The sequence below is a fragment of the Streptomyces sp. NPDC050674 genome, from assembly GCF_040654575.1.
Lineage (GTDB): Bacteria > Actinomycetota > Actinomycetes > Streptomycetales > Streptomycetaceae > Streptomyces.
Window position 1 is genome coordinate 24,013 of sequence record NZ_JBFAIG010000016.1, and the last position, 25,996, is coordinate 50,008.

Annotated in this window: 25 protein-coding genes, 1 tRNA gene and 1 pseudogene; 23 read left to right on the forward strand and 4 right to left on the reverse strand. The window is 72.1% G+C overall.

Annotated features, from left to right (window positions below; all coding sequences use genetic code 11):
- Nucleotides 1-16: 16 nt before the first annotated feature.
- Nucleotides 17-811, forward strand: a complete 795-nt coding sequence (locus tag AB0I06_RS24965) for a GNAT family N-acetyltransferase (protein ID WP_363121073.1) — start codon at nucleotides 17-19, stop codon at nucleotides 809-811.
- Nucleotides 808-1,032, forward strand: a complete 225-nt coding sequence (gene infA, locus AB0I06_RS24970; protein WP_232024847.1) for a translation initiation factor IF-1 — start codon at nucleotides 808-810, stop codon at nucleotides 1,030-1,032. The genes AB0I06_RS24965 and infA overlap by 4 nt, the downstream gene beginning before the upstream one ends.
- A 175-nt stretch (nucleotides 1,033-1,207) precedes the next feature.
- Here the strand turns inward: infA and AB0I06_RS24975 are convergent, their stop codons facing one another.
- Nucleotides 1,208-3,589: a hypothetical protein gene (locus AB0I06_RS24975; protein ID WP_363121074.1), complete on the reverse strand. Its 2,382-nt coding sequence runs from the start codon at nucleotides 3,587-3,589 to the stop codon at nucleotides 1,208-1,210.
- Between the two features lie 97 nt (nucleotides 3,590-3,686).
- Here AB0I06_RS24975 and AB0I06_RS24980 point away from each other — a divergent pair, with 97 nt between their 5' ends.
- Entirely contained in the window at nucleotides 3,687-4,133 is a 447-nt protein-coding gene (locus tag AB0I06_RS24980) for an SRPBCC family protein (protein ID WP_363121201.1), read from the forward strand.
- A 39-nt stretch (nucleotides 4,134-4,172) separates the two neighbouring features.
- A tRNA-Val gene (locus AB0I06_RS24985) sits at nucleotides 4,173-4,244 on the forward strand.
- A gap of 67 nt (nucleotides 4,245-4,311) precedes the next feature.
- On the opposite strand, the gene AB0I06_RS24990 is transcribed toward AB0I06_RS24985, so the two are convergent.
- Nucleotides 4,312-5,040 (reverse strand): 3'-5' exonuclease, encoded by a 729-nt coding sequence (locus tag AB0I06_RS24990; RefSeq protein WP_363121075.1) that lies wholly within the window; start codon nucleotides 5,038-5,040, stop codon nucleotides 4,312-4,314.
- 170 nt (nucleotides 5,041-5,210) lie between these two features.
- Here AB0I06_RS24990 and AB0I06_RS24995 point away from each other — a divergent pair, with 170 nt between their 5' ends.
- The 4 genes and pseudogenes from AB0I06_RS24995 to AB0I06_RS25010 all read left to right on the forward strand — a co-directional run bounded on the left by AB0I06_RS24995 (nucleotide 5,211) and on the right by AB0I06_RS25010 (nucleotide 9,697).
- Nucleotides 5,211-5,777 carry a DUF4365 domain-containing protein gene (locus AB0I06_RS24995; protein WP_361876385.1) on the forward strand — a complete coding sequence of 189 codons (567 nt, stop codon included), beginning with the start codon at nucleotides 5,211-5,213 and terminating at the stop codon, nucleotides 5,775-5,777.
- Nucleotides 5,774-7,001: pseudogene (locus AB0I06_RS25000) on the forward strand (hypothetical protein). The gene AB0I06_RS24995 and the pseudogene AB0I06_RS25000 overlap by 4 nt, the downstream one beginning before the upstream one ends.
- 92 nt (nucleotides 7,002-7,093) lie before the next feature.
- A complete protein-coding gene (gene thrS / locus AB0I06_RS25005; RefSeq protein WP_363121076.1) occupies nucleotides 7,094-9,070 on the forward strand; it encodes a threonine--tRNA ligase in 1,977 nt (658 codons plus the stop codon).
- Between the two features lie 66 nt (nucleotides 9,071-9,136).
- Entirely contained in the window at nucleotides 9,137-9,697 is a 561-nt protein-coding gene (locus AB0I06_RS25010; RefSeq protein WP_363121077.1) for an HIT domain-containing protein, read from the forward strand.
- 93 nt (nucleotides 9,698-9,790) lie between these two features.
- On the opposite strand, the gene AB0I06_RS25015 is transcribed toward AB0I06_RS25010, so the two are convergent.
- Together AB0I06_RS25015 and AB0I06_RS25020 are read right to left on the reverse strand one after the other, a co-directional pair.
- Complete coding sequence (locus tag AB0I06_RS25015) at nucleotides 9,791-11,458, reverse strand: hypothetical protein (protein ID WP_363121202.1); 1,668 nt, start codon at nucleotides 11,456-11,458, stop codon at nucleotides 9,791-9,793.
- Nucleotides 11,459-11,629: 171 nt separating this feature from the next.
- On the reverse strand, nucleotides 11,630-13,828 hold the full coding sequence (locus AB0I06_RS25020) for an elongation factor G-like protein EF-G2 (protein ID WP_363121078.1): 2,199 nt from the start codon (nucleotides 13,826-13,828) through the stop codon (nucleotides 11,630-11,632).
- A gap of 222 nt (nucleotides 13,829-14,050) precedes the next feature.
- Between AB0I06_RS25020 and pgsA the strand changes: the two genes are divergently transcribed.
- The 15 genes from pgsA (at nucleotide 14,051) to yajC (ending at nucleotide 25,937) form a co-directional block, all read left to right on the forward strand.
- Entirely contained in the window at nucleotides 14,051-14,809 is a 759-nt protein-coding gene (gene pgsA, locus AB0I06_RS25025) for a phosphatidylinositol phosphate synthase (protein WP_363121203.1), read from the forward strand.
- Nucleotides 14,806-15,714 carry a phosphatidylinositol mannoside acyltransferase gene (locus AB0I06_RS25030; RefSeq protein WP_363121079.1) on the forward strand — a complete coding sequence of 303 codons (909 nt, stop codon included), beginning with the start codon at nucleotides 14,806-14,808 and terminating at the stop codon, nucleotides 15,712-15,714. The genes pgsA and AB0I06_RS25030 overlap by 4 nt, the downstream gene beginning before the upstream one ends.
- Complete coding sequence (locus AB0I06_RS25035) at nucleotides 15,711-16,874, forward strand: glycosyltransferase family 4 protein (RefSeq protein WP_363121080.1); 1,164 nt, start codon at nucleotides 15,711-15,713, stop codon at nucleotides 16,872-16,874. The genes AB0I06_RS25030 and AB0I06_RS25035 overlap by 4 nt, the downstream gene beginning before the upstream one ends.
- A 228-nt stretch (nucleotides 16,875-17,102) precedes the next feature.
- A complete protein-coding gene (locus tag AB0I06_RS25040; protein WP_158761618.1) occupies nucleotides 17,103-17,243 on the forward strand; it encodes a lasso RiPP family leader peptide-containing protein in 141 nt (46 codons plus the stop codon).
- A gap of 42 nt (nucleotides 17,244-17,285) precedes the next feature.
- Nucleotides 17,286-19,121 carry a lasso peptide isopeptide bond-forming cyclase gene (locus AB0I06_RS25045; RefSeq protein ID WP_363121081.1) on the forward strand — a complete coding sequence of 612 codons (1,836 nt, stop codon included), beginning with the start codon at nucleotides 17,286-17,288 and terminating at the stop codon, nucleotides 19,119-19,121.
- A gap of 1 nt (nucleotide 19,122) precedes the next feature.
- Nucleotides 19,123-19,356, forward strand: a complete 234-nt coding sequence (locus tag AB0I06_RS25050; RefSeq protein ID WP_363121082.1) for a lasso peptide biosynthesis PqqD family chaperone — start codon at nucleotides 19,123-19,125, stop codon at nucleotides 19,354-19,356.
- Nucleotides 19,353-19,784, forward strand: a complete 432-nt coding sequence (locus AB0I06_RS25055; protein ID WP_363121083.1) for a lasso peptide biosynthesis B2 protein — start codon at nucleotides 19,353-19,355, stop codon at nucleotides 19,782-19,784. The genes AB0I06_RS25050 and AB0I06_RS25055 overlap by 4 nt, the downstream gene beginning before the upstream one ends.
- 56 nt (nucleotides 19,785-19,840) lie before the next feature.
- Nucleotides 19,841-20,383 carry a hypothetical protein gene (locus tag AB0I06_RS25060; RefSeq protein ID WP_363121084.1) on the forward strand — a complete coding sequence of 181 codons (543 nt, stop codon included), beginning with the start codon at nucleotides 19,841-19,843 and terminating at the stop codon, nucleotides 20,381-20,383.
- Between the two features lie 137 nt (nucleotides 20,384-20,520).
- The gene (gene pdxS, locus AB0I06_RS25065; RefSeq protein WP_363121085.1) at nucleotides 20,521-21,426 is read left to right on the forward strand and encodes a pyridoxal 5'-phosphate synthase lyase subunit PdxS; all 906 of its coding nucleotides are present in this window, start codon (nucleotides 20,521-20,523) and stop codon (nucleotides 21,424-21,426) included.
- A 6-nt stretch (nucleotides 21,427-21,432) separates the two neighbouring features.
- Nucleotides 21,433-22,038 carry a pyridoxal 5'-phosphate synthase glutaminase subunit PdxT gene (pdxT, locus tag AB0I06_RS25070; RefSeq protein ID WP_363121086.1) on the forward strand — a complete coding sequence of 202 codons (606 nt, stop codon included), beginning with the start codon at nucleotides 21,433-21,435 and terminating at the stop codon, nucleotides 22,036-22,038.
- A 48-nt stretch (nucleotides 22,039-22,086) separates the two neighbouring features.
- Nucleotides 22,087-22,839 carry a YebC/PmpR family DNA-binding transcriptional regulator gene (locus AB0I06_RS25075; protein WP_031116589.1) on the forward strand — a complete coding sequence of 251 codons (753 nt, stop codon included), beginning with the start codon at nucleotides 22,087-22,089 and terminating at the stop codon, nucleotides 22,837-22,839.
- Nucleotides 22,840-23,039: 200 nt separating this feature from the next.
- On the forward strand, nucleotides 23,040-23,570 hold the full coding sequence (gene ruvC / locus AB0I06_RS25080) for a crossover junction endodeoxyribonuclease RuvC (RefSeq protein WP_363121087.1): 531 nt from the start codon (nucleotides 23,040-23,042) through the stop codon (nucleotides 23,568-23,570).
- Nucleotides 23,567-24,172 (forward strand): Holliday junction branch migration protein RuvA, encoded by a 606-nt coding sequence (gene ruvA / locus AB0I06_RS25085; protein ID WP_363121088.1) that lies wholly within the window; start codon nucleotides 23,567-23,569, stop codon nucleotides 24,170-24,172. Before ruvC ends, ruvA begins: the two co-directional genes overlap by 4 nt.
- 29 nt (nucleotides 24,173-24,201) lie before the next feature.
- Nucleotides 24,202-25,272, forward strand: a complete 1,071-nt coding sequence (gene ruvB, locus AB0I06_RS25090; RefSeq protein WP_363121089.1) for a Holliday junction branch migration DNA helicase RuvB — start codon at nucleotides 24,202-24,204, stop codon at nucleotides 25,270-25,272.
- 185 nt (nucleotides 25,273-25,457) lie between these two features.
- Nucleotides 25,458-25,937, forward strand: a complete 480-nt coding sequence (yajC, locus tag AB0I06_RS25095) for a preprotein translocase subunit YajC (protein ID WP_363121090.1) — start codon at nucleotides 25,458-25,460, stop codon at nucleotides 25,935-25,937.
- Nucleotides 25,938-25,996 lie beyond the last annotated feature (59 nt).

Below are 25,996 nucleotides of genomic sequence, written 5' to 3' on the forward strand. Positions count from 1 at the left end.
TGGGAGGGAGACTCCGATGGACACAAAGCCTTTCGCATCCCGCCTGAGCGAGAACGCGGTGACGGTCACTCGCGTCGCTGACAGGCAATGGCACGCATTGGAAGACGACCTGGTGGTCGGACGCGGGCATGCGTTCCACCGGCCCGACGGGCGCTTGTTTGTCAGCATCGACGCCTGGCATGACCTTGCCTTCGACCGGCTCGCCGGGGTGATGGTCGCGGAACTTCCGGCCCCGCTGTACACGGTGGTCGACGAAGCGGACGCAGAGCTGACGGCCGGCTGGCGACGGGCCGGTTTCACGGTCCGGCGCCGCGAGTGGGAGTACGCCGTACCGACCGACCCGCGGGTCACCGGGCTGGAAGAGGTCCTGCCGCCTTCGGGCGTGACGATCGTGCCCGCCGGTCAGGCGGACGAGGGTCTGCTGCGGGAGGTGGACCGCGCGATCCGGGACGAGGTCGAGGCGACGGCCGGGTGGTGGCAGTCCATGCCCGCGGAGGTGATGCCCCGCACCGAGGGCGACACCGTCGTCGACCCGACGAAATACGCGGTGGCCGCGGCGCCTGACCGCTACGTGGGGCTGATCCGGGTGGTGACGGCGATCCGGCCGCGCATCGGGCTGGTCGCGGTCCGGGCCGGTGAGCAGCGCCGCGGCGTGGCGCGGGCCCTGCTGGCCCATGCGCTCATCACGGCACACCGCTCCGGATTCCCCACGGCCTGGACCGAGGTCCACGAGTCCAACCACGCGGCCACGGCGCTGTTCGAGGGCGTCGGCGCCCGGCCGGTGAGCAGCAACCTGGAGCTGGTGCGATGACGAAGAACAAGAACGTCATCGAGGTCGAGGGCAGGGTCGTCGAGTGCCTGCGCAGCGCCATGTTCACCGTGGAGCTGGAGAACGGCCACCAGGTGCTCGCGCACATCAGCGGGAAGATCCGCAAGAACTACATCAAGATCATGCTGGAGGACCGGGTGCTGGTGGAGCTTCCGCCGTACGACCTGACGCGCGGTCGGATCGTGTTCCGGTACCGGAACTAGGGCTTTTCCTGAGGCGGTTGACACATCGCTCGACCGTGTCGCGTTGTTCCCGCGTCCGGTTCGCCGGTCGGGGCCCCCTTTCGGGGGTCCCGACCGCGTGCTGGTGAGCGTGCACGGCCATGACCTGACACAGCGCACAGGTCACGTGGCGAAACGAGACCTCAAGACCAGCTCACTAGTTCATCCTCCCCAGAACCTCCCGCATCCGCCGGACGTCCCGGATCCGCTGCTCGTACGTCGCCCCGAGCGCCAGCAGCAGGAGGCCGGCCAGGGCGGGAGGTGCCCAGCGGGGGAGGGCCCCCGTCACCTGGACGACGTACGGGGCGAGTTCGTGCAGGGTCACCAGGGCCAGCACCCAGCCGCCGAGCACCAGCGGTGCCCGCAGCCGGTGCCGGGCGCCGAGCAGGGTGACCAGCAGCGCGGCGACGCCCAGCAGCAGCGGACGGGTCCACCGCGGGTCGGCCCAGGCCGCGACCAGGCTCGGCAGCAGGGTCGCGGCGAGCCCGGGGCCGTACGCCGCCCAGGAGGAGACCCGCGGGTCGCGGCGCCGCCGCAGCGCTCCGACGAGCAGCGCCGGGACGGTCACCGGGAGGGTGTAGGCCTCCGGTGTGCCGACGTCCCAGGAGGCCAGGCGGACCCAGGCGGCCAGCACGAACAGGGCCGTGGCCGCGTAGCCGCCGACGGAACGGCGCTCGGCGCGCAGGGCCGTGCCCGCGGCGATCACCCCGCACAGGCCCAGCACCAGCGCGAGCAGCGGCGGGTCGGTGACGGCGAGAGCCGCGGCGACCAGCCCGACGGCCGCGCCCGTGGCCTCGACCGGCACCGTCGTCCGGGACGCGCCGAGACGCGCCGCCAGCAGGGCGGCCGCGGCGGGGACCACCAGGAGCAGCAGGGCGGTGCGGGCCGGCGGCCAGTCGGCGGCGGCACCGGACGCCGAGGCCAACGCGGCGGCGTGGACGAGAGCGGCCGGAGCCGTGCAGGGAGAGACGTCCGCCCGCCAGGAGGCCGCGGCGAAGAGCACCGTCAGCCCGGACAGCACGACGAGGGTCGCGGACTGGGAGGCGAGGGAGACCAGGGTGAGGCTGACAGCCGTGACCAGGGCGAGGACCAGGGCCGTGACCCGTGCCGCCGACGCCGTGACCCGGCACGCGTACAGCGCCGCCGCCGTCACGACACCCAGGACCAGCATCCCCGCGGCATAGGGAACCTCGAGGACCGCCGGAAGCGTCAGGAGCGCGGCCCACAGCAGGGCCGGCGCACCCAGCCGGGCCCGCGCACGCCACGGCTCCGCGCGGACCCCCAGGGCCACGACGGCGGCGACCGCCACCAGCACGAGGGGAGCCACGGCCGCGTGGGGCGGCCAGGGCACGTCCACGGTCACCGCGGCACGGGCGTCGGCGGGAGCACCGCTCCACACCCGGCCGAGCAGGCCGACCGGGCCCAGCACCACCACGGCGACGGCCGGCAGGGCCCACAGCACGGCCAGCGCCTGCACGGCACCGGAGGCCCAGGCGAAGCCCAGCCGTATCGCGTCCGGCAGCCGCTCCACCCGCACCACCGCCAACAGGGCGATGCCCACCAGCAGATGGGCCGGAACCACCCACTGCGACGGCACCGCGAAACGTGCCACCCCACCGAGCGCACCCACCACGAGCAGCCCGGACGTGATCGCGAGGCCGAGGGCCTGCCCGGTGCCCGGCCCGCGCCGGGCCGCACCCAGGGCGATCGCAGCGGCGAGCAGGAGCAGAGCCCCGGCGCGGAAGGCGTCCCCCGGACCGTCGGCCGTCAGGGACAGCCAGCCGGCACCCAGAACGCCCCAGCCACCGACGCCGTACGCGCCCACCACCGCGGTGACCCGCACCGCCCCGGCAGGCAACCGCACCCCCGCCACCGCGTCGAGACCGGCCGTCACCAGCAGCGCGGCCGTGATCAGGTACGGGCTCGCCTCGGTGGCCAGAGTCCACAGGAGCAGCGGGAACTGGGCCGCCGCCAGGGCGCAGGGCAGGGGCAGACGCAGCGCGGACGTGGCAGGCAGCAGGCCGTACGCCGACCAGGCCGCCGCGAGCACCGCCGTGGCGGCGGCCGCGTACCCGGTGCCGTCCGTGCCGGACAGGGCCGCCGCGTGCAGCGCGTAGGCGTCCAGGACGGTCAGGGCGAGCCCGAGACCCGCCACGGACTCGGCCGTCGACCGCAGGCCCCGCTTCAGCAGGGCCACGGGCGCCGCCAGCGTGGCCAGCGTGACCGCGCCGAGCACCAGCGCCCGGCCCGCGATCCCCAGGTGCCCCCAGCTGACCAGGGTGAACACCGCGGCCGCCAGCGTGAGCAGCACACCGCCGAGAATCAGGAGCAGGTTCTGCACGCTGGGCGCGGCCGTCTCCGGGCGGGGCGGTGCGGCGGCCGGCGGCCGGGCCGACGCCTGGGCACGCGACTGCTCCGGCTGGCGCAGGGCCGCGACCAGCCAGGCGCGACGGGTCAGCAACTGGGCGCGACGGGCGTCCAGTTGCCACAGTTCGGCATCGAGGAGCCGCAGTTCCTCGGCCGGGGGCGGAAGGGTCATGCTCCGCAGTGTGGCCCGCATCACCTCGCAGGACATGAGCGCGGATACTCAGGCGCGTACTCAGACCGTCCACGCCGTGACCGGGCAGACTCCCGGCATGGACTGGAACCATTACCGCTTCCGCAGCCTGTGGGTCCTGCCCGCGCCCCCCGGCACCGTGTACGACGTGCTGGAACGCCCCGAGGACTACCCGCGCTGGTGGCCCCAGGTGCGCGAGGTGACCCGGCTCGACGACACCACCGGAGTGTTCCGCATCCGCTCCGTGGTGCCGTACGACATGTCCTTCACGGCACGGGAGGTGCGGCGGGACCGGGCGGCCGGGGTGCTGGAGACCTCCCTGTCCGGGGACATCGAGGGCCGGGCCCGCTGGACGGTCCTGCCGCGGGGGACGAGCACACTCGCGCGGTACGACCAGACCGTCACCGTGCACAAGCCGCTGCTGCGGCGGCTCGCCGTGCCGGGACGGCCCGTCTTCCGCGCCAACCACGCGCTGATGATGCGGTCCGGGCGGCGCGGGCTCCTCAGGCACCTCCGAGCGGTTTGAAGGAAACGCGCCCGGGCCTGTATGGTTCAGTGCGTTCCCGGGCGATTAGCTCAGTGGGAGAGCGCTTCGTTCACACCGAAGAGGTCACTGGTTCGAACCCAGTATCGCCCACCGGAAACAGCCGGTCCGTCGCAGACGGACCGGTTTTTTCATGCCCTCGCCAGCCCTGACCAGGTGTTCAGGCCGCCGCCGGTAGCTCCGGACGCAGCGGCCAGGCCGGGTCGACCGCCTCGTCCACCCCGCTGCGCGCGAACCACGCCTGCAACCCCCGTGCCTGTGCCGCGTGCCACACCGCCTGGAGGGTGTGCAGCTCGCCCGGGGCGAGCCGCTCCAGCCGGGACGCGAACCGGCGGCCCACCGCCCGGGTGACCTCCAGCGCCGCCACGGCGTCGGCCGCCGCGTCGTGCGCGCCCTCCAGGTCGACGCCGTAGTGCGCGCACAGGTCGGTGAGCGTGCGGCGGCCCTTGCGGTAGCGGTCCAGGTGCTTGTCCAGGACCCGCGGGTCGAGCACCGACAGCGGCGCCGACTCGAACCAGCGGCCGAGCGCCGAGGCACGGTGCCGGCGCAACTCCCGGTCCAGCAGGGTCAGATCGAACGGCGCGTTCATCACCACGACCGGCCGCCCGGCGTGCGCCTGCTCGGCCAGCGCCTGCGCTATCTCGTACATCACCGGCGCCGGCCACCGGCCGTTGCGCTGGAGGTGCTCCTCCGTCAGTCCGTGCACCGCCGTCGCCTCGGCGGGCACCGGCACCCCCGGGTTCACCAGCCACCGGCTCACCCGCGGCCGGATGCCCGGGGCATCCTGGACGACGACGGCGGCCGACACGATCCGGTCGGTCTCGACGTCCACGCCCGTCGTCTCCGTGTCGAAGGCGGCCAGCGGCCCCTCGTACCAGCACGTCGTCATAGAGCACACAACCCCTCGTTCACCTTCGGCAGTTGACGTCCCGTCCGCTGCCCGATCCGGTGATACCCGGGCTGTTTGCGCCGTACGCCGGAAGGAGACAACAGGAGTACGGGTCGACGCAGTTCAGCGGCCCGCAGCGGGGAAACACTTGTTCTGGAAGGCTGTTGGCCATGGCCATAGCGCAGCCCGAACGGGGCGGGCTGCTGCCCGAGCGCACGGCTCCCTCGCGCGGCACTCTCGCCACCACCGCCTGCATGGAGACCTTGCAGGTCGGCTACCTCCACGCCGTCGCGGCGGCCGCCGGCTGCTCGCTGTCCCAGCCCTTTCCCGACAACGGCATCGACTGGCACGTCAGCCACAGCGCCCCCGGCCACACGGTCGACGACGAGGTCACCATCAAGGTGCAGCTCAAAGCCACCTACCAGGTGCCGCCCCACCCCCCGGGCCGCACCTTCTCCTTCACCCTCGACAACGACCACCTGGCGAAGCTCGCCCGCACCCCCGTGTCGGTGCACAAGATCCTCGTCGTGATGCTGGTGCCGCGCTCCCAGGACGACTGGCTGCGGGCCGGCCACGACCGGCTCGACCTCAGGCACTGCTGCTACTGGACCAACCTCGCCGGACAGCCGATCACCGGCCGCCGCCGCACCACCGTGCGCATACCGACCTCACGCATCTTCGACGACCGGGCCCTGTGCGAGATCATGACGAGGGTCGGGACGGGAGGGAAACCGTGACGCACCGCCCGACCGAGGAGCCCCGCGGGCCGGTCCGGCCGCACCCCGTCGGCACACCGGGACGCACCGGCCACCCGCCCGGGCCCGCCGACGTCGACCCGGCCGTGCTGGGCGCCCTGCTGCGCCGGCACGGCTGGCAGCGACGCGGCGGCGCCCCGGGCCGCTACGGCCGCTGGACCCCGCCCGGCCCCGGCGCCGGCGGAACCAGCCTCCTGGTCCCCGAGAGCCGCGCCTTCCCCGACAGCGACGACCTGCTCGCGGAGGCCCTGCTCGCGCTGTCCCGCAGCGGCGCGCCCTCCGCCCGCGAGGTCCTGGTCTCCCTCACCGTGCCCAGCGACGAGATCCGCTGGTGGCACGACGTCCCCGCCGGGCCCGCCGGCACCGCGTCCTGGACCGTCGAGGACCGGCTGCGCGGCGCCGCCCGCCGGATGCTGCTCGCCGCGGCCCTCGCCACCCGCGCGCGGGCCGGCTACCACGGCGCCCGCCACCGGCGCTCCGCCGCAGCGGCCCTGGCCGACGTCCTCGTCGGCTCCGCGACCGACGGCCGGCTCACCGCCTTCGTGCCCGTCGCGGGCGGACGCCCCCTGGCCGTACGCCTCCACCAGGCCCTCTTCGCCGCCAGGGAGGCCATCGACTACCAGCGGGCCACCGGCGGCATGGACGCCTTCGACGCGGCCGTCGAGGCCGGGGTGAGCCACGAGCTCACCGAGGCGCTCGTGACCCTCGTCCGGGGCACCGAGGGCGCCCGGATCGCCGTCGCATGGGCCCCGGCGGCCGGTGTGCCCGAGGTGCGCGCCCTCCGCCGAGCCCGTCGAGTTCTCACCCGGCGACCTGACCGTGCTGCGCGAGGCGGGCGCCCGCTACCTGCGCGAGGAACCCGCCGTCCCGGTGCGGATCACGGGAGCGGTGGTCCGGCTGCGCCGGTCCGGGCCGCGCGGCGACGGCACCGTACGGCTGCGCGTGCTGGCCGGGGCCGACGTGCCGAACGTCCGGATCACCCTGGACGAGGAGGGCTACCGCATCGCCGGCCACGCCCACCTCGTCGGACTCCCGGTGCGGGTGCAGGGGCGGCTGGAGAGCCGGGGCGGGTTCCGCCGCCTCACCGGCGCCCACGGCGTCGTCCCCGTACAGGTCGACGACGCCGAGCGGGACCGGCTGCTGAAGGAGCTCCACGAGAACCTGGACTTCTTCGAGGAGGCCTGCGGAGGGGAGTGCGGGGACTGATTTCGCGAAGGGTGGTGTCGGGTCGGTACGATCCTTACTCGTGCGCGCGCTCCGGTATGGCGCACGCAGCCCCCTTCAGTCAGGAGAGACCGGTGTCAGACGTCCGTGTGATCATCCAGCGCGATTCCGAGCGGGAAGAACGCGTGGTGACGACGGGCACTACGGCCGCCGAGCTCTTCGCGGGCGAGCGCTCCATCATCGCCGCGCGCGTCGCCGGCGAGCTCAAGGACCTGTCGTACGCCCTGTCCGACGGCGACGAGGTCGAGGGCGTCGAGATCTCCTCCGAGGACGGCCTCAACATCCTGCGCCACTCCACCGCGCACGTCATGGCGCAGGCCGTGCAGGAGCTCTTCCCCGAGGCCAAGCTGGGCATCGGCCCGCCGGTCAAGGACGGCTTCTACTACGACTTCGACGTCGAGAAGCCGTTCACGCCCGAGGATCTCAAGGCCATCGAGAAGAAGATGCAGGAGATCCAGAAGCGCGGGCAGCGCTTCTCCCGCCGCGTGGTCACCGACGAGGCCGCCCGCGAGGAGCTGGCCGGTGAGCCCTACAAGCTGGAGCTGATCGGCCTCAAGGGCTCCGCCTCGTCCGACGACGGTGCGGACGTCGAGGTCGGCGCCGGCGAGCTGACGATCTACGACAACCTCGACGCCAAGACCGGCGACCTGTGCTGGAAGGACCTCTGCCGGGGCCCCCACCTGCCGTCCACCCGCGCGATCCCGGCGTTCAAGCTCATGCGCAACGCGGCCGCCTACTGGCGCGGCAGCGAGAAGAACCCCATGCTCCAGCGCATCTACGGCACCGCCTGGCCCACCAAGGACGAGCTGAAGGCGCACCTGGAGTTCCTCGCCGAGGCCGAGAAGCGCGACCACCGCAAGCTGGGCAACGAGCTGGACCTGTTCTCCATCCCCGAGCAGATCGGCTCCGGCCTGGCCGTCTTCCACCCCAAGGGCGGCATCATCCGCCGGGTCATGGAGGACTACTCGCGCCGCCGCCACGAGGAGGAGGGCTACGAGTTCGTCTACACCCCGCACGCCACCAAGGGGAAGCTCTTCGAGACCTCGGGCCACCTGGACTGGTACGCCGACGGCATGTACCCGCCCATGCAGCTCGACGAGGGCGTGGACTACTACCTCAAGCCCATGAACTGCCCGATGCACAACCTGATCTTCGACGCGCGCGGCCGCTCCTACCGCGAACTGCCGCTGCGCCTGTTCGAGTTCGGGACCGTGTACCGCTACGAGAAGTCGGGCGTCGTGCACGGCCTGACCCGGGCCCGCGGCTTCACCCAGGACGACGCGCACATCTACTGCACCCGTGAGCAGATGTCCGAGGAGCTCGACAAGACGCTCACGTTCGTGCTGAACCTGCTGCGCGACTACGGCCTGACCGACTTCTACCTCGAGCTGTCCACCAAGGACCCGGAGAAGTTCGTCGGCTCCGACGAGGCCTGGGAGGAGGCGACCGAGACGCTGCGCCAGGTCGCCGAGAAGCAGGGCCTGCCCCTGGTGCCCGACCCGGGCGGCGCCGCCTTCTACGGCCCCAAGATCTCCGTCCAGGCCAAGGACGCCATCGGCCGCACCTGGCAGATGTCGACCATCCAGCTCGACTTCAACCTGCCGGAGCGCTTCGACCTGGAGTACACCTCCGCGGACGGCACCAAGACCCGCCCGGTCATGATCCACCGCGCGCTGTTCGGCTCCATCGAGCGCTTCTTCGCGGTGCTCCTGGAGCACTACGCGGGCGCCTTCCCGGCGTGGCTGGCGCCGGTCCAGGCGATCGGCATCCCGATCGGCGACGCGCACGTGGAGTACCTGGAGAAGTTCGCCGCCGCGGCCCGGAAGAAGGGCCTGCGCGTCGACGTCGACTCCTCCTCCGACCGCATGCAGAAGAAGATCCGCAACGCCCAGAAGCAGAAGGTGCCCTTCATGGTCATCGCGGGCGACGAGGACATGTCCCACGAGTCCGTGTCGTTCCGCTACCGCGACGGCTCGCAGGAGAACGGCATCCCCTTCGACGAGGCCATCGCGAAGATCCAGAAGGTCGTCGAGGAGCGGGCCCAGGTCTGATCTCACGCGCCCAAGGCCCCCGGGGAGATCCCGGGGGCCTTTGCCGTCCCCCCAGCTCGACGCCATATGCTGCAGAGCATGACGAGTGAGCCGGAGCAGCAGCTGGGAGTGGGGACGCAGGACGCGTTCCAGCGTCTGTGGACGCCCCATCGGATGGCCTACATCCAGGGCGAGAACAAGCCGACCGGCCCGGGCGCCGGCGACGGCTGCCCCTTCTGCTCCATCCCGGCCAAGTCCGACGAGGACGGGCTCGTCGTCCGCCGCGGCGAGCAGGTCTACGCGGTGCTCAACCTCTACCCGTATACCGGCGGGCACCTGATGACCGTGCCCTACCGGCACGTCGCCGACTACACCGACCTCACGGCGGGGGAGACGGCCGAGCTCGGCGAACTCACCAAGCAGGCGATGACGGCCCTGCGCACGGCCTCCGGCGCGCACGGCTTCAACATCGGCATGAACCAGGGCACGGTCGCCGGCGCGGGCATCGCCGCGCACCTGCACCAGCACATCGTGCCGCGGTGGGGCGGCGACACCAACTTCATGCCGGTGGTGGGGCACACCCGGGTGCTGCCGCAGCTCCTGGCCGACACGAGGAAGATGCTGGCGGAGGCCTGGCCGGCCACCTGATCCCGGCGGTTGCTGCCGGCCCCTGGCGGCACTTGAGGACGGGGCCGTTCAGACCGGTGGGGACACGAGCCCCCACCGGCCGACGCCGGAGGCCTACGCGTCGTACACGTCCGCCTTCTTCGGCGAAGCCTCCTGCACGGCCCCGCTGAGCGCCGCCGACCTGGATCCGAACTTCTCCACGTCCACGCCGTTCTCCCGCAGCACCTTCAGCGCCGCCGCGTGCACCACCCGCAGCACCGGCGTGGCCGCCCGCAGCGCGTCGTCGGCCATGAACCGGTGCCGCCACGGCTGGTCGGCCCACGCGTGCCGCAGGCCGAACGGCTCCGGCAGGGTCAGGGAGCCGCCGAGCCAGTTCAGCAGCGGCGGGTACCAGGTCAGGGGGGCACGCGCGGCCAGCCGTACGACCTCGTCGGCGTCGATCAGGGGCATCTTCACCGTGCGGGTCTCCCAGAAGCGGAAGGCCTTCTGGACCTTCTTCTCCTTGGCCGCCGGCTTCTCGTTGAACAGGGAGTTGACCGGCCCCAGGGCGTGCCCGGTGACCTCGATGCGCAGCGTGTCGTGCAGCACGGTCACCGTGATCAGCATGGTGATCACCAGGTGGCCGTCCCACAGCGTCCACTGCACGCCCAGGTAGTGCCGGTCGCCGCTGCCGAACTGCTGCTTGTTGCAGATGTCCTGTATGGCGTGCGTCCGGACCGTGTACGCGTCGACGTCCGTGCCGCTCGGCCGGGACACCTCCGTCGCCTTCTCACCGATCGGCGTGACGACCCAGTGCGTGATGGACGGCTTGGGGAAGCCGCCGGTGTTGATGGACGTACGCTCCAGCATGCCCAGGCCGCCCTGGATCGCCACGATGACGTCCCAGCTGCGGAAGGGGTGGAACTCCTTGCCCGGCTCGGCGGAGACCAGCTCCTCGGCCAGCTGCCAGCTGCCCCACCGGGTGCCCATGCCGAGTATGCCCTTGGGGCCCGCGTAGAAGACGGAGTTGGACCGCTGCTCCGCCGCGAGACGGGCCAGCTCCTTGCGGACCTGCTCGGCCGCGTCGCCCGGGTTCCCGGGGACGGCCTCCGGGATCTTGGCGCCCACACCGCCGCCCGACAGCAGGCTCGACCAGCGCTCGCGCAGGTCACGGGCGGTCCGCTCGCAGATCTGCTTGGCCCAGAACCAGCCGACGACCGGCATGATCACCGCCGCGCGTCCGTACAGCGCCCAGAAGCCGGTGAAGGGCATGCGGATCACGAAGAGCACGGCCAGCGCGCCCATGGCGAGCAGCAGGGTCGTGGCGAGGGCACCGGCCCGTTTGTCCTCGCGCTTGGTCATGGTGGTGCGCAGCGTGAACACCAGCAGCCACACGAGGAAGCCCGGCAGGAACAGCAGTCCGCAGATCACCGTGATCGCCGAGAGCCAGTTGTCGCGGTCGCGGCGGATGCGGTGGGCCGCGAGGCAGTGCTCAACGACGACCTGGGGCTCGATGCCGAAGGACTGGATGACCGGCTTGCGCCCGGCACCCAGCATCCGGTCGATCACCGCGCGGGAGAAGGCCTCGCCCAGCCGGGGGCGGAAGATCTTCGCCCACGGGCGCGGCGGGGTCACCTTCGACTGGTGCCACTCGTTGTCGGCGGCCAGGATCTTGGTGACCTCGTCGTCCCGGTAGGCCGCCGCGGCGAGCGCGTAGGTCGCCGCCGTCTGGCCGCTCGCACCCGCCAGGGGCACCTGGGCCCCCGGGCTGAAGTCGAATCCGTCCGTCACTGCCGCCCCCATCGCCTGCCGCATCCGCATCTGCGGCCTTCCCGACTTCCGCGCTGCGCACACCTGTTGATCAGGTCATCAGCGTATCCGTCCGCACCGGCGAACGGGGGCGGGCGCCCGTCAAGCCGCCCGCCCCCGCGGAGGGAAGCTCCCACAGGGGCACTTGGGGGCGCCCGGCGCCAACTACGAGGCCTTGCGCTCCTCTTCACGCACCCGGTCCGCCACCTGCTGCGGCATCGGCTCGTGCCGCGCGTACCGGCGGCTGAACCCGGCGGTGCCGTGCGCCATCGACCGCAGATCGATCGCGTAGCGGCCGATCTCGATCTCCGGCACCTCGGCCCGGATCAGGGTGCGTCCGCCGGGTGTCTGCTCGGTGCCGAGCACCCGGCCGCGCCGCCCTGACAGATCGCTCATCACGGCGCCCACGAACTCGTCGCCGACCAGCACCGACACCTCCGCCACCGGCTCCAGCAGATGGATCCTCGCGCCGGCCGCGGCCTCCCGCAGCGCCAGCGCGCCGGCCGTCTGGAAGGCGGCGTCGGAGGAGTCCACCGAGTGTGCCTTGCCGTCCAGCAGGGTCACCCGTACGTCGATGAGCGGGTACCCGGCCGCGACTCCCTTCGCCGCCTGGGCGCGTACGCCCTTCTCCACCGACGGGATGAACTGCCGGGGCACCGCACCGCCCACGACCTTGTCGACGAACTCGATGCCGGACCCGCCGGGCAGCGGCTCGACCTCGATCTCGCAGATGGCGAACTGCCCGTGCCCGCCGGACTGTTTGACGTGCCTGCCCCGGCCGGCCGCCTTGCTCGCGAACGTCTCGCGCAGGGACACCCGGTGGGGCACGACGTCGACCTGGACGCCGTACCGGCTGCGCAGCCGCTCCAGGGCCACGTCCGCGTGCGCCTCGCCCAGGCACCACAGGACCACCTGGTGGGTGTCCTGGTTCTGCTCAAGGCGCATCGTCGGGTCCTCGGCCACCAGCCGGGCCAGGCCCTGGGACAGCTTGTCCTCGTCCGGTTTGCTGTGCGCCTGGATGGCCAGCGGCAGCAGCGGGTCGGGCATCTGCCAGGGCTCCATCAGCAGCGGGTCGTCCTTGGCGGACAGGGTGTCACCGGTCTCGGCGCGGCTCAGCTTGGCCACGCACGCAAGATCACCCGCGATGACGTGCGACACCGGCCGCTGCTGCTTGCCGAACGGTGTGGACAGGGCGCCGATCCGCTCGTCGACGTCGTGGTCCTCGTGGCCGCGGTCGGCCAGCCCGTGCCCGGAGACGTGGACCGTCTGGTCGGCGCGCAGGGTGCCCGAGAACACGCGGATCAGCGACAGCCGGCCCACGTACGGGTCCGAGGACGTCTTCACGACCTCCGCGACCAGCGGGGCGTCCGGGTCGCAGGGCTTGAGCTCGCGCGGCTTTCCGTCGATCGTCGTCACCCGCACCGTCTCGTGTTCCAGCGGCGTCGGGAAGCCCCGCGTGATCAGCTCCAGCAGCTCCACGGTGCCGAGCCCCTGCCGGGCGCCCTCGCCCGCGGGAGCGGCGGCCAGGACCGGGAAGAAGGCCCCGCGGGCGACGGCACGCTCCAGGTCCTCGATGAGCGTCGTGACGTCGATCGGCTCTCCGCCCAGGTAGCGGTCCATGAGGGTCTCGTCCTCGCTCTCCGCGATGATCCCCTCGATGAGCCGGTTGCGGGCCTCCTCGATGAGCGGCAGCTGGTCCTCGCCCGGCTCGGATTCCTTGCGTTCGCCGGCCGAGTAGTCGAACAGCTTCTGCGACAGCAGCCCGATCAGCCCGGTCACGGGAGCGTGCCCGTCGGGGGCCTGGGGGCCGCGCAGCGGCAGGTAGAGCGGCAGGACCGCGTCGGGATCGTCCGCGCCGAAGGCCTCCGCGCAGGTGCGGGTCATCTCCTCGAAGTCGGAGCGCGCCGACTCCAGGTGCGTGACGACGATGGCGCGGGGCATGCCCACGGCCGCGCACTCCTCCCATACGACGCGGGTCGAGCCGTCCACGCCGTCCGAGGCCGACACGACGAAGAGGGCCGCGTCCGCCGCGCGCAGACCGGCCCTGAGCTCACCGACGAAGTCGGCGTATCCGGGGGTGTCGAGAAGGTTGACCTTGATGCCGTCCCACTCCACGGGCACCAGGGAGAGCTGCACCGAGCGCTGCTGCCGGTGCTCGATCTCGTCGTGGTCGGAGACGGTGCCGCCGTCCTCCACGCGGCCCGCCCGGTTCACCGCCCCCGCCGTCAGCGCGAGGGCCTCCACCAAGGTGGTCTTGCCCGATCCGGAGTGGCCGACCAGCACCACATTCCGTACGGACTGGGGGTGGTCGGCCGCCTGTGCCCTGCCGGCGGCCCCAGGGTGTGTCTGTGCCTTGTCGCCCATGATCCTGCCTCCCGTGCACGGTGAGGTCACTGTGGGCGCGGACACGCGGGACCCGCGTCGCGTGCGGTGCGGCTCCGGCGACGCCCGCGGTCATTCGACCTTCCCACTGTCCTCACGGGGCGTCCATACGAACGACGTGATCCCACCGCCACCAGGGGCGCACGGGTTCCCCCGAAAGGGGTCCGGGTGCCCGCGCCTCGACCACGCGCGCGCGTGACTACGATGGGCCAGCCGGTGGCCAGCAGGGGCCAGACGGCGACACCGACCCTCGGGAAGGCCATGCTGAACAAGTACGCGCGTGCATTCTTCACGCGTGTCCTCACACCGTTCGCCGCGTTTCTGATCCGCCGGGGCGTCAGCCCCGACACCGTCACGCTCATCGGCACCGCCGGTGTGGTCGCGGGCGCGCTGGTCTTCTACCCCATGGGCGAGTTCTTCTGGGGCACGGTCGTGATCACGCTCTTCGTGTTCTCCGACCTCGTCGACGGCAACATGGCCCGCCAGCTCGGCCGCTCCAGCCGCTGGGGCGCCTTCCTGGACTCCACGCTCGACCGGGTCGCCGACGGCGCGATCTTCGGCGGCTTCATCCTGTGGTACGCGGGCGGAGGCGACGACCTCGTGCTCTGCGCGGTCTCGATCTTCTGCCTGGCCAGCGGGCAGGTGGTGTCGTACACCAAGGCCCGGGGCGAGTCGATCGGGCTGCCGGTGGCGGTCAACGGGCTCGTCGAGCGCGCCGAGCGGCTGGTGATCTCCCTGGTCGCGGCCGGGCTGGCGGGCCTGCACGCGTTCGGCGTGCCGGGCATCCAGTACCTGCTGCCCGTCGCCCTGTGGATCGTCGCCGTGGGCAGCCTCGTCACACTGATCCAGCGGGTCGTCACCGTCCGCCGCGAGTCCGCCGAGGCCGAGCAGGCGGCCGCCGCCGCGCAGGGCGACGAGGGCGGGCAGCACAACGCCTCCCACGGCAGCGAGGCCGCCACGTGAGCGCCCAGGACCGGCTGACGGACGCGCTGTACGGCCTCGGCTGGAGCACGGTGAAGAAGCTCCCCGAGCCGGCCGCCGTACGGCTCGGGCGCACCATCGCCGACGCCGCCTGGAAGCAGCGCGGCAAGGGCGTGCTGCGCCTGGAGAGCAACTACGCGCGCGTGGTGCCCGGCGCGAGCCCCGAGCGCCTCGCCGAGCTGTCCCGCGCGGGCATGCGCTCCTACCTGCGCTACTGGATGGAGTCCTTCCGCCTCCCCGCCTGGAGCGCGGAGCGGATCGCGGACGGTTTCACCGCCAAGGACCTGCACCACCTCACCGAGGGCATGGACGCGGGCAGGGGCGTGATCCTCGCCCTGCCGCACCTGGCCAACTGGGACCTCGCGGGTGCCTGGGTCACCACCAGGCTGGGCATCCCCTTCACCACGGTCGCCGAGCGCCTGAAGCCCGAGACGCTCTACGACCGGTTCGTCGCCTACCGCGAGGGCCTCGGCATGGAGGTCCTGCCGCACAGCGGCGGCACCGCCTTCGGCACCCTGGCCCGGCGGCTGCGCGACGGCGGTCTGGTCTGCCTGGTCGCCGACCGCGACCTGTCGGCCTCCGGGGTCGAGGTGGACTTCTTCGGCGACACCGCCCGGATGCCGGCCGGACCCGCCCTGCTCGCCCAGCAGACCGGCGCCACGCTGCTGCCCGTCACCCTCTGGTACGACGACTCGCCCGTCATGCGCGGTCGCGTCCATCCGCCCGTCGAGGTCCCCGAGTCGGGCACGCGCGCCGAGAAGACGTCCGTCATGACACAGGCGCTGGCCGACGCCTTCGCCACCGGTATCGCCGACCACCCGGAGGACTGGCACATGTTGCAACGCCTGTGGCTCGCGGACCTCGAGCCGGGGAAGGGGCGTCCGTGAGGATCGGCATCGTCTGCCCGTACTCCTGGGACGTGCCGGGGGGCGTCCAGTTCCACATCCGCGACCTCGCCGAGTACTTCCTCCGCCTCGGCCACGAGGTGTCCGTCCTGGCCCCCGCCGACGACGACACCCCGCTGCCCCCGTACGTGGTCTCGGCCGGGCGCGCGGTGCCGGTGCCGTACAACGGCTCGGTGGCCCGGCTGAACTTCGGGTTCCTCAGTGCCGCCCGGGTGCGCCGGTGGCTGCACGACGGTTCGTTCGACGTGATCCACATTCACGAGCCGACCTCGCCCTCGCTGGGCCTGCTGACCTGCTGGGCCGCCCAGGGCCCGATCGTGGCGACCTTCCACACCTCCAACCCGCGCTCCCGCGCGATGATCGCCGCGTACTCCATCCTCCAGGCCGCGCTGGAGAAGATCAGCGCGCGGATCGCGGTCAGCGAGTACGCCCGCCGCACGCTGGTGGAGCACCTCGGCGGGGACGCGGTGGTCATCCCCAACGGCGTCGACGTCGGCTTCTTCGCCGAGGCGGAGCCCAAGGCCGAGTGGCAGGGCGACACGATCGGCTTCATAGGGCGCATCGACGAGCCCCGCAAGGGACTGCCGGTGCTCATGAAGGCCCTGCCGAAGATCCTCGCCGCCCGGCCGCGGACGCGCCTGCTGGTGGCCGGACGCGGCGACGAGAAGGAGGCCGTGGAGTCCCTGCCCGCCGAGCTGCGCTCCCGCGTGGAGTTCCTCGGCATGGTCAGCGACGAGGACAAGGCCCGCTTCCTGCGCAGCGTCGACCTGTACGTCGCGCCCAACACCGGCGGCGAGAGCTTCGGCATCATCCTGGTCGAGGCCATGTCCGCCGGCGCCCCCGTCCTCGCCTCCGACCTGGACGCCTTCGCCCAGGTCCTGGACAGGGGAGCGGCGGGCGAGCTGTTCCCCAACGAGGACGCCGACGCCCTGGCCGACGCGGCCGTACGCCTCCTGGACGACCCGGAGCGGCGGGCGGAGCTGCGTGCGCGGGGGAGCGCCCACGTACGGCGCTTCGACTGGTCGACCGTCGGCGCGGACATCATGTCCGTCTACGAGACGGTCACGGCGGGCGCGGCGGCGGTGGCCGAGGACGAGCGGACGACCGGGCTGTGGGGGCGTCTGGGGTTCGCCCGGGACTGACGGGCGGGCGCCCGGTCCATTTCGGCCATGCCGAAAGGGCAGGTCGGGCGCGTGTGTGTCACGGTGCTGATGATCGATTGCGCAGATCAACCGTGATCTTTCCGTGTCGCTCGAGTGTGCGAGGTGGCTGCCGGGAATTGAGTGAAAACCGATGGATCATGAATCAATATCGAATGTACGGTGCAATGGGTAGCTGACCGGCTGCCCCTTGTAACGGGAGGAGATGTTGTGGACGAGCAGATCGAGCTCACGACCGCCGAGCCGTACGCCCCGCCGACGCTGACCGAGGTCGGAGAGTTCAACGAGGACACCCTGGGCTTCATCGGCTGGGGCAACGACATCTTCGGTCACTACTCGGGCGGCTTCTGACAGTCGTCTCGCCGGCACGAGCACGCTCGGAGAGATGAGTAGATGAGCAGCACCGGGTTCGTGGTCCTGCCGGACACGGCAGCGGCGGCCGCCGCTCGTGCGGCCGTGCCGTGGGCGTCGCCGCAGGAGTACGCGCACGCCTCGGGGCGGCCGTGGCTGGTGGGCCGTTGGTCCACCGGCGAGATCACGGTGGTCACCGCGGGCCCGGTGCGGGTGGCGGTGGTCGGGGTCTGTCCCGTCCCCGCCGCCCGGCTCTCCGAACTTGCCGCCCGTATACGGACGGTGTCCGACGCGGACGCGCTCGCCACGTCCCTCCCCGGCTCCTGCCACCTGGTCGTCTCGGCCCACGGGGAGGTTCGCTTCCAGGGCAGCGCGACGGGACTGCGCCGGGTGTTCCGCACCCGGACGAACGAGGTCGAGGTGGCAGCCGACCGGGCCGATGTCCTCGCCGTCATGACCGGTGCCGGGATCGACGAACAGGTCCTGGCCCTGCGGGTGGCCACCGGTGGGTTCCTGCCGCCTCCGCTGGGCGACCGGCCCCTGTGGGCCGGCATATCCGCCCTCGCCCCGGACCACTGCCTGGTGTGGGAACACGAGCGGATACGAGAGACACGCTGGTGGCGGCCACCAGCCCCCGAACTGACCCTGACGGCAGGCGCCGAGGCGGTGCGTCAGGCTCTCACCTCGGCCTTCGAGTACCGCGCGCCCGAGCAGGGACGGCTCAGCACGGACCTGTCCGGCGGCATGGACTCCACCTCACTGTGCTTCCTCGCCGCCCGGAGCACGCCCGACCTGGTGACGTTCCGCTGGGGCGAGGCCGAGGCGGGCAACGACGACGCCGCTTTCGCCACGTACGCCATCGGCGCCCTCGACCGGGCCGAGCACCTCGTGGTCCCGCCCGGCGACCTCCCCTCCCTCTTCACCGACTGCGACGAGCCGGTGGACACCGAGGGGCCCTACCCCTTCGCCCGCACCCTCGCCCGCACCCGGCACACGGCCCGCCTGCTGGCCGGCACCGGATCGCGCAGACACCTCGCCGGACACGGCGGCGACGAGCTGTTCACGCCGTTCCCCGGTTACCTCCACCGACTGCTCCGCCGCCGTCCGCTGACCGCCCTGCGGCACGTCCGCGGATACGGCGCGCTGAGCCGCTGGCCCGTCCTGCCGACCCTGGCCGCGCTGACCCGCCCCGGTGACGAAGCCGCCTGGTGGCGCAGCCAGGCCGACCGGCTCACCGACCCGCCCCCGCCCAGACGCAGACCCGCACTCGGGTGGGGCTTGTGGACGCTGCGCGCACCGTCCTGGGCCACCGGCACCGCGATCGAGGCGGCCCGAGAGGCCCTGCGGGACACCGCGACCCGGGTGCAGCCGCTCTCCGGCGACCTGGCACAACACCAGTCGCTCCTGGCCGTGCGCACCGCCGCCCCCTGGTACCGGCAACTGGCCCGCGTGTTCGCCGACGACGGCGTACAGCTCGACTCGCCCTTCTTCGACGACCGCGTGGTGGAAGCGGTCCTGGCGGTCCGGGCGCACGAACACGCGGGCCCCTGGCGCTACAAGCCCCTGCTGGCCGACGCGATGTGCGGCATTGTCCCGCAGCCCGTGCTGGGCCGCTCCACCAAGGGCGAGTTCAGCGACGAGGCCAACAGCGGGCTGCGCCGCAACCTGCCCGCCATCCTGGAGATGCTCGACGACTCGGCCCTGGCCGCCCGGGGCCTGATCGACCCCGCGGCACTGCGCACCCGGTTGCTCGCACCCCAGCCGGACAACTCCACGAGGATCGCCCTGGAACCCCTGATCGGCTGCGAGACCTGGCTGCGCGCCGCCACCCGCCCCACCCCTGTCTGGAGGTTCGACGCCCGTGCGCCTGCACCCTGACGTGAGCACCACCGACACCGACGACGGCACGGTCCTGCTCAACGAACGTACCGGCCGCTACTGGCAGTTGAACAACACCGGCGCCCACGTGCTGCGCGAACTGCTCGACGGGCACGAGCCCGCCGCCATCGCCGGCGGACTCGCGAGCCGGTACGGGATCGACTCCCAGCAGGCCGAGCGCGACGTGAGCGCCGTGATCGAGCGACTGCGAGGCTCGGAACTGGTGATCTCGTGAGCATGCCCGTCGCGCTGGCCGAACGGCGCCGCCTCCCGGTGCACCGCCGCGTCATGCCCCTGCTGGCCGTGGGCGTCGCCCGGCTGCTGGCCAAGGTCAGACCCGCCCGGCTGCGCACCGTCCTGGAGTTCGCCCGCCGGGGCGCCGCACCCGCGACGGCCGCGCAGGCGCTCAGAGCCCGCGAGGAGGTCGTGTCCGTCAGCCTGCGCTGCGCCGGGCAGGGCTGCCTCCAGCGCTCCATCGCCACCGCCCTGCTCTGCCGCATGCGCGGTGCCTGGCCCACCTGGTGCACCGGCGTGCGCACCCACCCCTTCGCCGCCCACGCCTGGGTCGAGGCGGAGGAGCAACTCGTCGGCGAGGGCCACCCCAAGGGGCACTTCAAGACTCTGATGTCCATCCCGCCCCTGACGCAGGACCGCGACCGCTGATCACGGGCGGGACGGGGTGAACGGCGGGGACCCTCGTGCCGCTAGCCTTGCCGCCCGTGACCACCACTCTCATCTGGATCGCCGTCGCCCTGGTCGCGATCGGGCTCTACCTGAGCTGGACCGCCGGCCGGCTCGACCGTCTGCACGCCCGGATCGACGCCGCCCGGGCCGCCCTGGACGCGCAGCTGCTGCGCCGGGCCTCGGTGGCGCAGGAACTGGCGACGGCGGGGGTCCTGGATCCGGCCGCCTCGATCGTGCTCTACGAGGCCGCGCACGCCGCCCGGCAGGCCGAGGAGGAGCAGCGGGAAGTCGCCGAGAGCGAACTGAGCCAGGCGCTGCGGGCCGTCTTCGGCGAGGCCCCGCAGGTGGAGGCGGTGCGCGAGGCACCCGGGGGAGAGGAGGCGGCCCGGGAGCTCACCGAGGCGGTCCGCCGGGTGCCGATGGCCCGCCGCTTCCACAACGACGCCGTACGGGCGGCCCGGGCCCTGCGCCGGCATCGCAAGGTGCGCTGGTTCCGCCTGGCCGGTCACGCGCCCTTCCCCATGGCCTTCGAAATGGACGACGAGCCTCCGGCGGCCCTGGTGGCCCGGGCCGCCTGACCCCGTTCCCAGGGGCGTTTTCCGGCCGTCCGACGCAAAAAGGATCCACGGCGTTGCCATTGGCCCTTGCTGTGGCCTGGTTCTCTCACGTTTCCTCAGTGCTGCAGAAATCCCCATTTCCCTCAGCGAGGTCACCCGTGTCCATCTCCGAAAACCAGGCTCCCGCCACCGGCACCGCCCGAGTCAAGCGCGGCATGGCCGAGCAGCTCAAGGGCGGCGTCATCATGGACGTCGTCACGCCGGAGCAGGCGAAGATCGCCGAGGACGCGGGCGCCGTGGCCGTCATGGCCCTGGAGCGGGTCCCGGCCGACATCCGCAAGGACGGCGGCGTGGCCCGCATGTCCGACCCGGACATGATCGAGGGCATCATCGACGCCGTCTCCATCCCGGTCATGGCCAAGTCCCGCATCGGCCACTTCGTCGAGGCCCAGGTGCTCCAGTCCCTCGGCGTCGACTACATCGACGAGTCCGAGGTCCTCACCCCGGCCGACGAGGTCAACCACTCCGACAAGTGGGCCTTCACCACGCCGTTCGTCTGTGGCGCCACCAACCTGGGCGAGGCCCTGCGCCGCATCGCCGAGGGCGCGGCCATGATCCGCTCCAAGGGCGAGGCCGGCACCGGCAACGTCGTCGAGGCCGTCCGCCACCTGCGCCAGATCAAGAACGAGATCGCCCGCCTGCGCGGCTACGACAACAACGAGCTGTACGCCGCCGCCAAGGAGCTGCGCGCCCCGTACGAGCTCGTCAGGGAAGTCGCCGAGCTCGGCAAGCTCCCCGTGGTGCTGTTCTCCGCCGGTGGCGTCGCCACCCCGGCCGACGCCGCCCTGATGCGCCAGCTCGGCGCCGAGGGCGTCTTCGTCGGCTCCGGCATCTTCAAGTCGGGCGACCCCGCCAAGCGCGCCGCCGCCATCGTGAAGGCCACCACCTTCTACGACGACCCGAAGATCATCGCCGACGCGTCCCGCAACCTCGGCGAGGCCATGGTCGGCATCAACTGCGACACCCTGCCCGAGGCCGAGCGCTACGCCAACCGCGGCTGGTAACCACTCATGAGCACTCCTGTCATAGGCGTCCTGGCCCTCCAGGGCGACGTCCGGGAGCACCTCGTCGCCCTGGCCGCGGCCGACGCCGTGGCCAGGCCGGTGCGGCGCCCCGAAGAACTCGCCGAGGTGGACGGCCTGGTCATCCCCGGCGGCGAGTCCACCACCATCTCCAAGCTGGCCGTCCTGTTCGGGGTGATGGAACCCCTGCGCGCGCGGGTGCGGGACGGCATGCCCGTCTACGGCACCTGCGCCGGCATGATCATGCTGGCGGACAAGATCCTCGACCCGCGGTCGGGCCAGGAGACCATCGGCGGCATCGACATGATCGTGCGCCGCAACGCCTTCGGCCGGCAGAACGAGTCCTTCGAGGCGGCCGTCGACATCGCGGGCGTCGAGGGCGACCCTGTGGAGGGCGTCTTCATCCGCGCCCCCTGGGTGGAGTCCGTCGGCGCCCGGGCCGAGGTGCTCGCCGAGCACGCCGGTCACATCGTCGCCGTACGTCAGGGCAACGCCCTGGCCACCTCGTTCCACCCGGAACTGACCGGCGATCACCGGGTGCACGCCCTGTTCGTCGACATGGTGCGGGCGAACCGGACAGCCGAGTCCTTGTAGGATTCCTGCGTTCGTTGCTGAGATGGGTTACGCGAAGGAGACAGGCAGATGTCCGGCCACTCTAAATGGGCCACGACGAAGCACAAGAAGGCCGTCATCGATGCCAAGCGCGGCAAGCTCTTCGCGAAGCTGATCAAGAACATCGAGGTCGCGGCGCGCATGGGCGGCGCCGACCCCGAGGGCAACCCGACGCTCTATGACGCCATCCAGAAGGCCAAGAAGTCGTCGGTCCCCAACAAGAACATCGACTCCGCGGTCAAGCGCGGCGCGGGCCTCGAGGCCGGCGGCGCCGACTACGAGACGATCATGTACGAGGGCTACGGCCCGAACGGTGTCGCGGTGCTCATCGAGTGCCTCACCGACAACCGCAACCGCGCCGCCTCCGAGGTCCGCGTCGCCATGACCCGCAACGGCGGCTCCATGGCCGACCCGGGCTCGGTGTCGTACCTGTTCAACCGCAAGGGCGTCGTGATCGTCCCCAAGGGCGAGCTGACCGAGGACGACGTCCTCGGCGCCGTCCTGGACGCCGGTGCCGAGGAGGTCAACGACCTCGGCGAGACCTTCGAGGTCATCAGCGAGGCCACCGACCTGGTCGCGGTCCGCACCGCCCTCCAGGACGCCGGCATCGACTACGACTCCGCCGACGCCAACTTCGTCCCGACCATGCAGGTCGAACTGGACGAGGAGGGCGCCAAGAAGATCTTCAAGCTGATCGACGCGCTGGAGGACAGCGACGACGTGCAGAACGTCTTCGCCAACTTCGACGTGAGCGACGAAGTCATGGAGAAGGTCGACGCGTAACGCGCCGCGAATGCCGCGATCTCGGCGGGCCGGGGGACACACGTCTTTCGGCCCGCCGTCGTTGTCGGTGGCAGCGGATAGCCTGGCGTAGCCAAAGATCACCGGCCACGGACCGCGACCAATGATCGAGGAACCACGACGGTGCTCAGCACCGGGTCCGCGAGAGCGGCGGCGGTTCAGCCGCAAAAAGGGGAGGGCGCGTGCGCGTACTGGGGGTGGACCCGGGGCTGACCCGGTGCGGTGTCGGCGTGGTCGAGGGCGTCGCCGGACGGCCGCTCACCATGATCGGCGTCGGTGTCGTGCGCACACCCGCGGACGCCGAGCTCGGCCACCGCCTGGTCGCGGTCGAGCAGGGCATCGAGCAGTGGCTGGACGAGCACCGGCCCGAGTTCGTCGCCGTCGAGCGCGTCTTCAGCCAGCACAACGTCCGCACGGTGATGGGCACCGCCCAGGCCAGTGCCGTCGCCATGCTGTGCGCCGCCCGCCGCGGGATCCCCGTCGCGCTGCACACCCCCAGCGAGGTCAAGGCCGCCGTCACCGGCAGCGGCCGGGCCGACAAGGCCCAGGTCGGCGCCATGGTGACCCGGCTGCTCCGGCTCAGCGCCCCGCCCAAGCCCGCCGACGCGGCCGACGCCCTCGCCCTCGCCATCTGCCACATCTGGCGCGCCCCCGCGCAGAACCGACTCCAGCAGGCCGTCGCCCTGCACACATCGAAAGGCCGTACGGCATGATCGCCTTCGTCAGCGGCACGGTCGCCGCGCTCGCCCCCGACGCCGCGGTCGTCGAGGTCGGCGGCGTGGGCATGGCCGTGCAGTGCACGCCGAACACGCTGTCCACGCTCCGCACGGGCCGGCCCGCCAAGCTGCACACCTCCCTCGTCGTGCGCGAGGACTCCCTCACCCTGTACGGCTTCGCGGACGACGACGAGCGGCAGGTCTTCGAACTGCTCCAGACCGCGAGCGGCGTGGGACCGAGACTCGCCCAGGCCATGCTCGCCGTGCACACCCCCGACGCGCTGCGCCGGGCGGTGTCCACCGCCGACGAGAAGGCGCTCACCGCCGTCCCCGGCATCGGCAAGAAGGGCGCCCAGAAGCTGCTGCTGGAGCTCAAGGACCGGCTCGGCGCCCCGGTCGGCGCACCCGCCGTCGGCGCACCGGTCAGCTCGGGCTGGCGCGACCAGCTGCACGCCGCCCTCATCGGCCTCGGTTACGCGACCCGGGAGGCCGACGAGGCCGTGTCGGCCGTGGCCCCGCAGGCCGAGGCCGCCGGGGGCACACCCCAGGTGGGCCAGCTGCTGAAGGCCGCCCTGCAGACCCTGAACCGCGCCCGATAGTCCGCACCGAGATTCCCGAGGCACACTCCATGAACTGGGACGACACGACCGACGCCGACGCCGCGGAGCGGCTGGTGGGCCCCGCCGCCGACGGTGAGGACCAAGCGGTCGAAGCCGCCCTGCGCCCCAAGGACCTGGACGAGTTCATCGGCCAGGAGAAGGTCCGCGAACAGCTCGACCTCGTCCTGCGCGCCGCCCGCGCGCGGGGCGCGACCGCCGACCACGTGCTGCTCTCCGGCGCCCCCGGCCTCGGCAAGACCACCCTGTCGATGATCATCGCGGCCGAGATGGGCGCCCCCATCCGCATCACCTCGGGCCCCGCCATCCAGCACGCCGGCGACCTCGCCGCGATCCTCTCCTCCCTCCAGGAGGGCGAGGTCCTCTTCCTCGACGAGATCCACCGCATGTCCCGGCCCGCCGAGGAGATGCTGTACATGGCGATGGAGGACTTCCGCGTCGACGTCATCGTGGGCAAGGGCCCCGGCGCCACCGCCATCCCCCTGGAGCTGCCGCCCTTCACCCTGGTCGGCGCCACCACCCGAGCCGGTCTGCTGCCGCCCCCGCTGCGCGACCGCTTCGGCTTCACCGCCCACATGGAGTTCTACGAACCGGCCGAACTGGAGCGGGTCGTCCACCGCTCGGCGGACCTCCTGGAGGTCGAGATCGAGCCGGAAGGCGCCGCCGAGATCGCCGGCCGCTCCCGCGGCACGCCCCGCATCGCCAACCGCCTGCTGCGCCGCGTGCGGGACTACGCGCAGGTCAAGGCCGACGGCCTGATCACCAAGGACATCGCGGCGGCTGCCCTCGCGGTGTACGAGGTGGACGCGCGCGGGCTCGACCGCCTCGACCGGGGCGTGCTGGAGGCCCTGCTCAAGCTGTTCGGCGGCGGTCCGGTCGGTCTGTCCACGCTCGCCGTCGCGGTGGGCGAGGAACGTGAGACCGTGGAGGAGGTCGCCGAGCCCTTCCTCGTACGGGAGGGCCTGCTGGCCCGCACCCCGCGCGGCCGGGTCGCCACCCCCGCCGCATGGGCGCATCTCGGCCTCACCCCACCCCGCTCCCAGACCACCGGAAACGGACAACAGGACCTGTTCGGGGCGTGACGGCGCCGTTACGGCTCCGAGGCGGCGAGGTCAATGGCCGGAGCAGGAACCCCGGTGCCATGCTGAGCGTTGTTCCCTGCGCGCGGACTCGCTTAGACTCCGCCGATGCCGCCTTTGCCGGCGGCGTACACACCCCCAACCATCTGGCCGCTCACAGCGCGGTCGTGTGAAGGAAGTACCGACCCGTGAGTCTCCTGACCCTCCTCCCGTTCATCGTGCTCATCGGGGCCATGTTCCTGATGACCCGATCGGCCAAGAAGAAGCAGCAGCAGGCCGTGGAGATGCGGAACCAAATGCAGCCCGGCAGCGGTATTCGCACGATCGGGGGCATGTACGCCACGGTCAAGGAGGTCAACGAGGACACCGTCCTCGTCGACGCCGGTCCCGGCGTCGAACTCCTCTTCGCCAAGAACGCCATCGGTGCCGTCCTCACCGACGACGAGTACAACCGCATCGTCCACGGCGTCGAGCACGACCTGAAGTCCGACGCCGACATCGTCCCGGACGACGCCTCCTCCCTCACCGAGACGGGCGACTCCACCGCCGACGCCCCTGTTGACGACAAGGCTGTCGACCTCGGCAAGAAGGACGCGGCCGAGGACGTGCCCGAGGTGAAGACGGACGCAGAGCCGAAGAAGACCGACGGCGACTCCGAGGCGAAGTAGTCGTGACCTGGGGTGCGCGGGCCCGTCCCGCGCACCCCGGGACACGCCCAGCTCGCACG

Coding starts and splice junctions, on each gene's coding strand:
- infA (WP_232024847.1), top strand. CDS start 808: ATGACGAAGAACAAGAACGTCATCGAGGTCGAGGGCAGGGTCGTCGAG.
- AB0I06_RS24990 (WP_363121075.1), bottom strand. CDS start 5,040: ATGACGACGTGCTGGTACGAGGGGCCGCTGGCCGCCTTCGACACGGAG.
- AB0I06_RS25045 (WP_363121081.1), top strand. CDS start 17,286: ATGAGCAGCACCGGGTTCGTGGTCCTGCCGGACACGGCAGCGGCGGCC.
- pdxT (WP_363121086.1), top strand. CDS start 21,433: ATGAGCACTCCTGTCATAGGCGTCCTGGCCCTCCAGGGCGACGTCCGG.
- AB0I06_RS25075 (WP_031116589.1), top strand. CDS start 22,087: ATGTCCGGCCACTCTAAATGGGCCACGACGAAGCACAAGAAGGCCGTC.
- pgsA (WP_363121203.1), top strand. CDS start 14,051: ATGGGCCAGCCGGTGGCCAGCAGGGGCCAGACGGCGACACCGACCCTC.
- AB0I06_RS25020 (WP_363121078.1), bottom strand. CDS start 13,828: ATGGGCGACAAGGCACAGACACACCCTGGGGCCGCCGGCAGGGCACAG.
- AB0I06_RS24965 (WP_363121073.1), top strand. CDS start 17: ATGGACACAAAGCCTTTCGCATCCCGCCTGAGCGAGAACGCGGTGACG.
- AB0I06_RS25015 (WP_363121202.1), bottom strand. CDS start 11,458: ATGGGGGCGGCAGTGACGGACGGATTCGACTTCAGCCCGGGGGCCCAG.
- AB0I06_RS24980 (WP_363121201.1), top strand. CDS start 3,687: ATGGACTGGAACCATTACCGCTTCCGCAGCCTGTGGGTCCTGCCCGCG.
- AB0I06_RS24975 (WP_363121074.1), bottom strand. CDS start 3,589: ATGACCCTTCCGCCCCCGGCCGAGGAACTGCGGCTCCTCGATGCCGAA.
- ruvA (WP_363121088.1), top strand. CDS start 23,567: ATGATCGCCTTCGTCAGCGGCACGGTCGCCGCGCTCGCCCCCGACGCC.
- AB0I06_RS24995 (WP_361876385.1), top strand. CDS start 5,211: ATGGCCATAGCGCAGCCCGAACGGGGCGGGCTGCTGCCCGAGCGCACG.
- ruvB (WP_363121089.1), top strand. CDS start 24,202: ATGAACTGGGACGACACGACCGACGCCGACGCCGCGGAGCGGCTGGTG.
- AB0I06_RS25010 (WP_363121077.1), top strand. CDS start 9,137: ATGCTGCAGAGCATGACGAGTGAGCCGGAGCAGCAGCTGGGAGTGGGG.